Origin of the sequence: Elioraea sp., assembly GCF_051860475.1 — a bacterium.
In the GTDB taxonomy this organism is placed as follows: domain Bacteria; phylum Pseudomonadota; class Alphaproteobacteria; order Acetobacterales; family Acetobacteraceae; genus Elioraea.
This window is the reverse complement of sequence record NZ_JBHYDW010000001.1, coordinates 1-11092: the sequence shown is the minus strand read 5'-3', so window position 1 is coordinate 11092 and position 11092 is coordinate 1. Positions and strand designations below refer to the sequence as shown.

Sequence of the window (11092 nt, the reverse complement as noted above, 5' to 3'; positions counted from 1 at the left end):
CCAGCAGATCCACGGCCGGATGCCCTCGGGCGAGGTGTGGAACGCCTATCGCGTGATCGCGAACCTGGTGCAGAACACGCGCGGCACGCTGTGGGTGCATGCCGACGCCCCGGCCGAGGCGCGCGCGGCGCTCACCGCGGGCGTGAACGCGATGGTCAAGGACGCCGCGTTCCAGGAGGCGGGCGCGCGCATCATGGAGGGCTATGACATCATCTCCGGCGCGGGTCTCGGGCAGATCAAGGCCGACCTGAACGCGGCCCCACCCGCGGTGCTGGCCTGGACGCGGACCATGCTGACCAGCAAGTTCGGCGTGCGGTTCGACACCTGATCCGCGCCTGACCTGGAGTGGACGGGGCCGCGTGCGGCCCCGTTCCGTGTCGGCAACCGCAGGCGCGCCATGCTCGAGGCCCTCCTCAACGGGCTGATCATCCTGCTCGACCCGTTCCGGATGGCGATGCTGCTGGTCGGCGTCGTGATCGGCATCGTCGTCGGCATCCTGCCGGGGCTCGGCGGCCTGATGGGCATGGCGCTCGTGCTGCCGTTCCTGTTCGGCATGGACCCCTATGCCGGCATCGCGATGCTGATCGGCATCGCCGCCGCCGTGCCGAGCGCGGACACGTTCCCGTCGGTGCTGATGGGCATTCCCGGCTCCGCCGGCTCACAGGCGACCGTGATGGACGGCTACCCGCTCGCGCGCCGGGGCGAGGCCGCGCGCGCGCTCGGCGCGGCGTTCAGCGCCTCGCTGGTGGGCGGGCTGATCGGCGCGCTGGCGCTGACCGCGCTGATCCCGTTCGCCCGGCCGATCGTGCTCGCGTTCGGCTCGCCCGAGCTGTTCATGCTGACCCTGCTCGGGCTCAGCATGGTCGGCGTGCTGACCGGCAACCGGCCGATTCTCGGCATCCTCGCGGCCGGCATCGGCATGCTGCTCGGCACGGTCGGCAGCGCGCCGGTCGCGGTCGAGTACCGGCTCACCTACGGCGTGCTCTACCTCTATGACGGGTTCTCGCTGGTGATCCTCGCCCTCGGGCTGTTCGCCCTGCCCGAGGTGATCGACCTGCTTTCGCGCGGCGGCGCGATCGCCGAGAAGGCGCCTGGGCTCGGCTCCGGCTGGCTTGCGGGCGTGCGCGATTCGATCCGTCACAAATGGCTGGTGGTGCGTCATTCGCTGATCGGTGTGCTGATCGGCGCGATCCCCGGCATGGGCTCCTCGATCATCGACTGGATCAACTACGGCTATGTGGTGCAGACGAGCCGCGACCGCAGCCAGTTCGGCAAGGGCGACATCCGCGGCGTGATCGCGCCCGAGAGCGCGAACAACGCGCGCGAGGGTGGTGTGCTGATGCCGACCCTGCTGTTCGGCGTGCCGGGATCGAGCGCGATGGCGCTGTTCCTCGGCGCGATGCTGATCTTCGGCATCCAGCCGGGACCTGCGCTGCTGCGCGACCAGCTCGACCTCGTGTTCGTCATCATCTGGAGCCTGGCACTGGGCAACGTGTTCGGCACGCTATTCTGTCTGGCACTCAGCCGGCCGATCGCGACGCTGACGCTGGTGCCGTTCCACTTCATCGCACCGGTGGTGCTGGTCATCGTGATCCTCGGCGCCTGGCAGCAGTCGCAGCACTGGGGCGATCTGGTGCAGCTGTTCGGCTTCGGCGTGCTCGGCTGGCTGATGAAGCGGGTCGGCGCGCCGCGCCCGCCGCTGCTGATCGGCTTCATCCTGAGCGGGCTCGCCGAGCGCTATCTCTGGATCGCCTACAACCTGTACGACTGGGAGTGGATCTGGCGGCCTGGCGTGCTGGCGATCGCGGCGCTGATCCTGGTGCTGAGCTTCGGCGGTACCCTGCTCAAGCGACGCCGCGGACGCGCGCTTGCGGCCGATGTAGCGCAGCAGGAACGGTCGTGATGCCGGGGGCGCGGATCGAACGCTGGTTCGGCTGGCTGCCGGTCGCGATGGTGCTGGCCTTCCTTGGCTTCGCGCTGTTCGTGGTGTCGGAATCGCGCGACTGGCCCGAGGGCGCGCGGCTGTTCCCCTACTGGATCGCCATCGGCACAGTGCTGCTCGCGGTCGCCGAACTCGCCGACCGCCTGCGCCGCCGCCTCGCACCCGGGCCCGTCGTCGAGGAGGGGCTGAACCTCGCTGATCTCGGCGGTGACGCCGTGGAGCGGACCGCCCCGTTCCTGCGCGCCAGCATCGTGCTGTTCTGCTGGGTGCTCGGCCTCTACGCGCTGACCGCGCTGATCGGGCTGACGCTGGCGGTGCCGGTCTGGGTGGCCGCGCTGCTCAGGCTGCGCCACCGCGCGTCATGGCCGGCGACCGCCGCGCTCGCTGCCGGGCTGGTGGGCCTCGTCCTGCTGCTCGAGTGGGCGCTGATGATGCGCATCCCTCCTGGGGTCCTGATTCCCTGATCACCCTCAGCGCGCCGGATGCTGGCTGGGCGGACTTGCCGGGGCTCCAGCCTTCAGCGGCATGAACAGCGCGCGGATGATGAAGTCGAAGAAGGTGAACACCAGCTCGACCGCATAGCCCGCGAGCAGCGCCAGCGCCGACAGGCCGAGCGCCTTGATCGGCAGCCCGTCGCCCGCAAGGGCCGCACCGTCCGCGCCGAAGAACAGGCCGATCACACCGCCCAGGATGGTGCCCAGGGCCAACCGGATGATCGCCTGGCGCACCTCCGTCGCGTCCAGTTCAGCCGCCTGTATCTTCTGCATCAGCCGGCGGAACACGAAGGCCGCCGCGCCGATGAAGCCGTAGAGCGGCAGCAGCAGCGCGGCGATGTCGTCGATCCGCGCCGAGACCGCACGCTCGCTGACGGCGAGCACCCGCTCGGGATCCGGCGAACCGATCGCGGTCTGCGGCGTCACACGCGGGCGGATCCCGAAGAACAGGCGGTCGACCCAGCGGTTCCAGTCCAGGATCTGCGCCTCGTTGATCTGCAGCTGCCTGAGTCGGTCGTTGTAGCGGTCGCACACGCCGACATGGGCCGGATCACGGAACGCCTGCACCTGCACCGGCGTGGAGCCCGCGCGCACCAGCACCGGCACCAGAGCGTCGCAGGGGCGGATGTGGAGATCGCGCGCGGCATCGCCGACGATCACGTCGGGGAAGGCGGCCCCCAGTGTCGGTGCCGCGAGCCGGGCGATCATCTCGGCGGTGGCGTCGAGGTCGCCGCGGATGAGGCGGTTGTCCGCGACCGTGGACCGGCCGTTCAGCGCGGCGGCCGACAGCATGATCGCGTAGGTCAGCACCAGCAGGGCGACGACGGCGATCGCGCGCATGGTCCAGCGCGTGGACATCATCGTCCTGGCGTCGTCACGAAACATCGCCGCGGTGCCGTTCTCCTGATCGAGCCGGCGCTTGCCAGTGTAGAAGGCAGTGAGACGGAACGTATCCGCCGTGGCGGGCCAGGAGGCGCTGTTGAGCAGGTCGCGCGCGCGGATCAGATCGGCGAGCAGATCGGTCCGGCGTACGATCGTCTCGGCCGGAGTCGCCATGATCTCGGCGCAGCGCGTCGTGAACGCCACCGCGCTTGCGAGCAGCGGGTCGTCCTTGTCGACCGCGCGCTCGACGATGGCGCCGAGCGTCTTGTCGCTGCGCGCCGAGAGCGTGGTGAGCAGCGTCTCGAGATCGTCCACGGCGCGTCGGACCATGGCGAGCAGCGCGGGCGGCACGGCATCGTCCCGAGGGGGCGCTGCACGGGCGGACTGGTCGTCGGGCATCACACGTCTCCCCGAACCGGATCGGTCCATCCGGGGAACCTTACGCCCGCATGCGGTCGGATGCGAGTGCGCGGCATCACAACCGCGCCGCTCAGCCTGGCCGGAGCGTCGATCCGCCGCCCGCCGCAGGGGCAACCGCGTGGACGATCCGCAGCGCCTGGGTGATCAGCATGTCGAAGAAGCGGAACACCACCTCGACGGAATAGCCGGCAAGGAAGGCGAGGGCCGCGATCGACAGCGCGATCTCGCCGTTCGGTCCGTCGACCTTGGTGCCCTCCGGGCTGAAGAACAGGCCGATGCAGCCGCCCAGCAGGAACGCCATGAAGATCCGGAACAGCGCATGGCGCCAGTCGCGCGGATGCAACTCGCTCGAGATGATCTTCTGGTTCAGTCGCCGGACCGCGTAGACCGCACCGCCAAGCACGCCGAACAGGACCGGCAGATAGTAGACCCCGAGCGCATTCAGCAGCGCACGACCCACCTGCTCGGACGTGTAGCCTGTGTGCTGCTCGATGTCGCGCACCGACATTCCCGGCAGCCAACTGATCCACGACCCCGTGACGGTCCTGGTCGTGTCCGGTTGCGCGGTTCCGACCGCGGCTCCGGCGGTCGCGCCGACGGATGCGACCGCTGTGTTCCCCACCGGGCTCGCGGGCCGCGTCTCGGTCGTGACGCCGGTCGTGGAGTCGATCCACGTCGCGAGCTCGGATTTGGCGACGTCGTTGCGGAACTTCGCCTCGCGCCAGCGATCGCAGAGCAGCCAGTGCTGCGGCCCCTCGAAGCCGTACAGGAACCGGTCGGGCGGATTGCCCATGTTCGGCAGGATCGCCATCCGCTCGCACAGCCGCGGCAGGATGGCCAGCCAGGGGCCCGGCTTCGGATCCATGGCGGACAGCGCGGCCGTGTCCGCGACGGCGATCTCCTTGTCGATCGCCGCGAGCACGGCCGTGGTCGTGCTGACCTGGTCCAGCACGGTCTTGCCGACCATGGCATGGACGGACAGCGCCACTGCGAGCATGACCGCGAGGACGCTGCCGACGGCGAGCGCGCCGATCACCACCTTGCTGGTGCGCGCCTGCGTGCGCAGTTCGGCGAAGTCGGGGCGCCGGCGCAGCACCTCGGCTTCGGGCAGCCCGCCGGTATAGAAGCCGGTGAAGGCGATGGTATAGGCGTCCGCCGGTGCGACGACCGCGTTCAGCGTGTCGCGGGCGCCGAACAGGAAGGCGATGGCGCCGGGATCGTGCACGAGCCGGCCCACGCCCATCTGCTCGATATCGGCAAGGCGGCGCAGGAACGCGTCCCGGGTGGCGGTCTCGGCGGGCGGTTTGGCCGGAAAGGCGCTGTCCGTGAAGGCGCGCTCGAGCATCGCCTCGTTGTGGCTGGAGACGAAGGTGCGCAGCAGCGCGACATCGATCAGCGCCCGCTCGATCTCGACCTGCCTGAGCGCATGCAGCGTGCCGTCGTCGGCCGGTGCCGACGGCGGCACGGTCGCGGCGGCAGTCCCTGGCCCATCCGGCATCGCATCCTCCAACCGTTCGTTGCGGATATCCGCTTGCGGTTTTGGAGGTTAAACAATACGCCCGCAGGACTTGTGTGACAAACGCCACAGTGTCTGAGGCGAGCGGGCCATCACGCCGCTGCCTCCTCCGGGGCAATCTCGGTCGCCGGCTCGCGCGCCAGCGCCTCGGCCAGCCGCTCGAGCCGCCGCCACACGCTCTCGCCGGCGAACACCCCGCCCGAGCGGGCGAGCCGCAGCACCAGCCGCTGCTGCTCCAGCCGCAGCGAGGTCAGCCTGAGCAGCGTCGCCGTCCCGCCCGAGAGCGTGAAGGCGAGCCTGAGCGCCGCCCCCAGCGTCTCGGCCCGCTTGGCCGAGGCGACGTCGAGCAGCGCGCGCGCCGGCTGCAGCCACGCCGCCAGCGGATCGGCCTCGTGGCGCATCGCCAGCGTGAGTGCGAGGAAGGCGCGCGCATGGTGGTCGAGCCCGATCCCCGGCTGGCGCAGCAGGCGAAGGAACGCCTGCTCGGCCTTGTAGTCGGGGTGCTCGTGCGCGCCGATGTCGCCGACCCAGCACGCGGTCTCGCGCAGGAGGGTGAGTGCCGGCGTCTCGTCCGGGAACAGCGGCGCGGTCCAGGCGATCAGCGCCGGCGGCAGATCCGCGCTGCGGCTGAAGCGGCGGCAGAGATCCTGCCCCGAGGCGATGACCGGGTCCTCGCCGCGCACCTCCGCCGGCAGGTGCCGCGCGTACCATCCCTCGCGCAGCCCGCTGGCGCTGAACACCACGCGCCGTGCCTGGGTGGCACGCAGCAGCCGACGCAGCAGCACCGCCGCGAACGGCAAGGTCTCGAGCCGCTTGCGCGACACGCCGGGAATGCGCTCGAGGGTCCTCTTCGAGAGGTTGGTGATGACGCCGGTCAGGTCACGCGCCTCCTCCCGGGAGAGCGTGTAGTGGTGCACCACCAGCAGCGGGTACCCGGTCTGGCCGACATGGATGCGCGCGAGCGCCCGCCACGCCCCGCCCACGAGATAGAGGTCGCTGCCTGCGGCCGCCGCGAGCCAGGGCACGCTGCGCAGGGCCTCCTCGGCGATCGCGCGGGCGCGCACCACGTCGCCGCCCGCCTGCTCGGCGAGCCGGATCACGCCGAGCGGCAGCGTGGTCGAGGCGGTGATGCTGCCGCCGGCGATGCGCACCAACTCCAGGCTGCCGCCGCCGAGATCGCCGAGCACGCCGTCCGCCTCGGGAATGCCACAGAGCACGCCCTCGGCCGAGATCCACGCCTCCTCGTCGCCGTCGAGCACGCGGATCGGCAGGGCAGGGAAGCGCCGGCGCAGCATCTCGACGAAGGCCGGGCCGTTCAGCGCGTCGCGCACCGCGGCCGTAGCCAGCACCTCGACCGGATCGGCGCGCATCGCCGCGGCGACCACGGAGTAGCGCTCCAGCACGGTGATGCAGTCGCCGATCGCCTCCTCGTTCAGCCGCCCCGTCCCCTGCAGCCCCCGGCCGAGGCCGAGGATCGACTTCTCGTTGAACACCACCTGCGGGTTGCGCGTCAGCCCCTCGAACACGACGAGCCGCACCGAGTTCGAGCCGAGATCGACCACGCCCAGCCGGCGCGGCACGGGCGCGGTCTCGGTGAGCGGGCAGATCGCCGCCATCAGTCGTGCGCGACCCGATCCTGGCGCTCGCGTCCCGCCGATCCGGGTCCCGGCGGCGCGGGTCCGTGCAGGGCGCTGCCGCGGCCTGACAGGGACGGGTTGGTCATGAAGTACTCATGGGCGGAGACCGCGCCGTCGTCACCTGGCATGCGCCGGTAGGAGCCGTCGGAGTCGAGCCGCCAGGACTGCGCCTCGTCCTTCAGGTTCACCACCATGATCTGGTCGAGGATCTGCGCGTGCACGGTCTCATTGAAGATCGGCACCATCACCTCGACGCGCCAGTCCATGTTGCGTGCCATCCAGTCCGCCGACGAGATGAACACCTTGGCCTCGCGCGAGGGCATCGGGTGGCCGTTGCCGAAGCAGAAGATCCGTCCGTGCTCGAGGAAGCGGCCAACGATCGACTTCACGCGGATCGTCTCGGACAGTCCAGGAACGCCAGGGCGGAGGCAGCAGATGCCGCGGCAGACGATGTCGATCGTCACTCGGGCGGCGGCGGCGCGATAGAGCGCGTCGATCAGCGCCCCGTCCACCAGCGAGTTCATCTTCAGCCAGATGGTCGCCGGGCGTCCGGCCGTCGCGTGCTCGATCTCGGCTTCGATCAGCGCGATCAGGTCGCGCTTCAGCGTGATCGGCGCGAACGAGATCGCGTCCATGGTCTCGGGCCGCGCATAGCCGGTCATGTAGTTGAACACACGCGCCGCGTCGCGTGTCAGCTTGACGTCGGAGGTGAAGAAGGAGAGGTCGGTGTACACGCGCGCGGTGTAGGGATGGTAGTTGCCGGTGCCGTAATGGACGTAGCTTCTGAGCGCGCCGCCTTCGCGGCGGACCACCAAGCTCACCTTCGCGTGGATCTTCAGCTCGACGAAGCCGTAGACCACCTGCACGCCGGCCGCCTCCATCTCGCGCGCCCAGCGGATGTTCTGCTCCTCGTCGAACCGCGCCTTGAGCTCCACCATCGCCGTGACCGACTTGCCCATCTCGGCCGCCTCGATCAGCGCGCGCACGATCGGGGAATCGCGGCTGGTGCGGTAGAGCGTCTGCTTGATCGCGACCACGTTGGGGTCGCGCGCGGCCTGGCGCAGGAACTGCACGACGACGTCGAACGACTCGTAGGGGTGGTGGACGACGATGTCCTTGTGGCGGATCGCGGCGAAGCAGTCACCGCCGAAGTCGCGGATGCGCTCGGGGAAGCGCGCGGTGAAGGGACTGAACAGCAGGTCCGGCCGGTCATCGACGATGATCTGCCTGAGGTCACCGATGCCGAGGATGCCATCGACCGTGAACATCTCGGCGCGCTGCGCGTCGAGTTCGTCAGCGACGAACTCCAGCAGGTCGGGCGGCATCGCCTTGTTCACCGACAGCCGGATCACGTTGCCGCGCCGGCGCCGTTTGAGCGCGGTCTCGTAGGAGCGCACCAGATCCTCTGCCTCCTCCTCGAACTCGACGTCGCTGTCGCGGATCAGCCGGAAATAGCCCCTGCCGGCGAGCCCGAAGCCTGGGAACAGCCGGGCAAGGAAGAGCCCGATCACGTCCTCGAGCAGCAGGAGTCGGATGCCCGGGCCTTCCGGCAGGCGCACGAAGCGGTCGAGCTGCGCGGGGATCGGCAGCAGCGCGCGCATCACCGTGCCGTCCTCGTCCTGGTGCAGCTTCAGCACCATCACGAGCCCCATCGAGGGGATGAACGGGAACGGATGCGCGGGGTCGACCGCGAGGGGGGTCAGCACCGGAAAGATCCGGTCCATGAACCACTGCTCGAGCCAGGAGCGGTCCTGATCGGTCAGCTCCTCGGGCTCGATCACGGCGAGGCCCTGCGCGCGCAGCGGGCCGCGCAGGTCGCGCCAGACCCGCTGCTGCTCGGCCATCAGCTCCTGTGCCTTGAGGTGGATCGCGACGAGCTGCTGGCCCGGCGTCAGCCCATCCTGGCTGGTCACGCTGACCCCGGCCGCGGCCTGCCCGACCAGGCCAGCGACACGCACCGAGTAGAACTCGTCGAGGTTGGTGGCGGAGATCGAAATGAACCGTACGCGCTCGAGCAGGGGGTGGCGCGGATTGTCCGCCTCTTCGAGCACGCGTGTGTTGAACGCGAGCCACGACAGCTCACGATTGATGAAGCGGTCGGAATCACCCGGCCCGATCGTTCGGGACGCGGTCCCGGCGACCGCCCCGTCGCGGACCGCGTCGCGCAGCTCGTTCATGCGGCTCTCCTGTACGCGCCGTCCACCATACAGGACGAGGAGCCTCAGGCGGGAGGCTTCCCCCGCTACGACCCGGGATTGTCATGGGCCGCGACCAGCCGGGCGGCGAGCGCGCGGGTGATCCGCCGGCCCGCCGCGAGCGCGGTTTGGTCCAGCGCCGCGGCGGCCCGCTGCATGGCAGCGAAGGTGCGCGGCAGGCGGGTCACCAGATACGCCAGGACCTCGGGCTCGACCACCAGCTGGCGGTCGGCGAGCGCCTTGGCCAGCACCGCGGCCAGCAGGGTCTCGTCAGGTGTGGCGATCGCGATCGCTCCGGAGGCGGCCAGCCGCGAGCGGAGGTCGGGCAGGCCGACCGGCCAACGGGCGGGCGGGCTTCGCCCGGTCAGCAAGGCCGTCCCGCCAGATTCGGCGAGCAGGTTGAGGAGGTGGAACAGCGTGCGCTCGGCGCCGGGATCGCCCGCGCCACGATCGGCATCCTCGATTGCGGCGTGGCGGGCCGCGCCGATCAGCACCGGCGCCTCCGCCTCGGCCAGAGCCGAGGCCATCACGGTCACGGCACCCGTGCGCGCCGCCCAGATCGCGGCGAGGTGGCTTTTGCCCGACCCCTCCGGGCCCCAGAGCCCGAGCCGCCCCGACGGCCAGTCCGGCCAGCGGTCGAGCCAGGCGCAGGCCTCGGCCGAGTGGTCACCCGGCACGAAATCAGCCTCCGCGTGGGAAACCGAAGGCGGAAACGCAAAGGCGAGTTGACCCGCGCCGCTCACGCGTCGCCCTCGTCGAGGTAGAGCGGGCTCTCGCGGTAGCGCTTCAGCCAGTAGCGCGCCACCACGCCGATCGCCGCGGCGGTGGGGACGGCGAGCAGCACGCCGATGAATCCGAGCACCGCGCCGCCGGCGAACAGCGCAAACAGCACCCAGACCGCATGCAGCTCGACCCGCTCGCCGAGCAGGCGCGGATAGATCACGTAGCCCTCGATGATGTTGCCGAAGGCGAAGATGCCGGCGATCAGCGCGACGTCGCGCCAGTCGCTGAACTGCGCCATCGCCATGCCGACGCTGATCACGAAGCCGGTCAGCGTGCCGACATACGGGATGAACGAGATCAGCCCCGCCGTCAGCCCGACGATCAGGCCGAGCTGCAGCCCGGCGGCGGTGAGCGCGACCGCGTAGAACACCGCGAAGATCAGGCAAACCAGCGCCTGGCCGCGCACCCAGGCCGAGAGGATGCGGTCGATCTCGCGCGCGATCTCGCGCACCGTGGTGGCGTAGCGGCGCGGCACCCAGGAGTCGACATGCGCCACCATCCTCGGCCAGTCACGCAGCAGGTAGAACGCGACGATCGGCGTGACCACCACGACCATCAGCACGTTGAAGAGCTGCACCCCGCCGCCGACCACGGTGGCGATCGTGCCCGTCACCCAGGCCAGCATCGTGTTCACCTGGTTCAGCGCGAGCTGGCGCAGCCGCTGGTCGACGAACTCCGGTCCGAGCCGCTCCTCAAGCCAGAGCAGCGACTCCTGGATAAGTTGGCTCAACAGACGGATGTATTGCGGCACGAGCTGAATGAGGATCGTCAGCTGGGCGAGGATCAGCGGGTAGAGCAGCAGGAAGAAGGCGACGATCAGTGCCAGCATCGCCACCACGAGCAGCACGGCCGCAAGGCTGCGCGGCACGCCGACCGCCTCCAGCCGGTCGGCCAGCGGATCGAGCAGATAGGCGATCAGCGTCCCGAGCACGAAGGGCAGCAGGATCGAGGCGAACATGTGCAGCGCGAGCGCCACCGCCGCGAGCGCTCCGAGGATCAGGACCAGCCGCTGGCGGCGGCCGTTCTCGAACGGCACCGGATCGCTCATCCGCCCGCCCCGCCGCCGCGCACCCAGCGCGCGACATAGGCCGCGCCCGAAGCGAAGGTGGTTCCGGCAACGATCCAGAGCAGCGCGGTCACCACGCCGCCCGACGGCACGCCATAGGCCGCATGCAGCAGCACCGCGGCGGCAAGCACGATCTGCATCGCGGTGTTGGCCTTGC

At 70.3% G+C, this 11092-nt stretch carries 9 protein-coding genes; 3 read left to right on the top strand and 6 right to left on the bottom strand.

From position 1 onward, the window contains the following. The 3 genes from ACTIFU_RS00045 to ACTIFU_RS00035 all read left to right on the top strand — a co-directional run. Window positions 1–328 (top strand): hypothetical protein (locus ACTIFU_RS00045; protein ID WP_439576223.1); only part of this gene is annotated, 328 nt, incomplete at its 5' end. A 69-nt stretch (window positions 329–397) separates the two neighbouring features. Beyond that, on the top strand, window positions 398–1903 hold the full coding sequence (locus ACTIFU_RS00040) for a tripartite tricarboxylate transporter permease (RefSeq protein ID WP_439576222.1): 1506 nt from the start codon (window positions 398–400) through the stop codon (window positions 1901–1903). After that, on the top strand, window positions 1903–2406 hold the full coding sequence (locus ACTIFU_RS00035; RefSeq protein ID WP_439576221.1) for a hypothetical protein: 504 nt from the start codon (window positions 1903–1905) through the stop codon (window positions 2404–2406). The genes ACTIFU_RS00040 and ACTIFU_RS00035 overlap by 1 nt, the downstream gene beginning before the upstream one ends. 6 nt (window positions 2407–2412) lie before the next feature. Here the strand turns inward: ACTIFU_RS00035 and ACTIFU_RS00030 are convergent, their stop codons facing one another. The 6 genes from ACTIFU_RS00030 to ACTIFU_RS00005 all read right to left on the bottom strand — a co-directional run bounded on the left by ACTIFU_RS00030 (window position 2413) and on the right by ACTIFU_RS00005 (window position 10917). Further along, window positions 2413–3717, bottom strand: a complete 1305-nt coding sequence (locus ACTIFU_RS00030) for a hypothetical protein (RefSeq protein ID WP_439576220.1) — start codon at window positions 3715–3717, stop codon at window positions 2413–2415. A gap of 91 nt (window positions 3718–3808) precedes the next feature. Next, window positions 3809–5236 carry a hypothetical protein gene (locus tag ACTIFU_RS00025; RefSeq protein WP_439576219.1) on the bottom strand — a complete coding sequence of 476 codons (1428 nt, stop codon included), beginning with the start codon at window positions 5234–5236 and terminating at the stop codon, window positions 3809–3811. Between the two features lie 110 nt (window positions 5237–5346). After that, entirely contained in the window at window positions 5347–6870 is a 1524-nt protein-coding gene (locus tag ACTIFU_RS00020) for a Ppx/GppA phosphatase family protein (protein WP_439576218.1), read from the bottom strand. Next, a complete protein-coding gene (locus tag ACTIFU_RS00015; RefSeq protein ID WP_439576217.1) occupies window positions 6870–9068 on the bottom strand; it encodes an RNA degradosome polyphosphate kinase in 2199 nt (732 codons plus the stop codon). Before ACTIFU_RS00015 ends, ACTIFU_RS00020 begins: the two co-directional genes overlap by 1 nt. A gap of 65 nt (window positions 9069–9133) precedes the next feature. After that, complete coding sequence (locus ACTIFU_RS00010) at window positions 9134–9829, bottom strand: HdaA/DnaA family protein (protein WP_439576216.1); 696 nt, start codon at window positions 9827–9829, stop codon at window positions 9134–9136. Beyond that, window positions 9826–10917: an AI-2E family transporter gene (locus ACTIFU_RS00005; protein WP_439576215.1), complete on the bottom strand. Its 1092-nt coding sequence runs from the start codon at window positions 10915–10917 to the stop codon at window positions 9826–9828. The genes ACTIFU_RS00010 and ACTIFU_RS00005 overlap by 4 nt, the downstream gene beginning before the upstream one ends. Window positions 10918–11092: the final 175 nt, after the last annotated feature.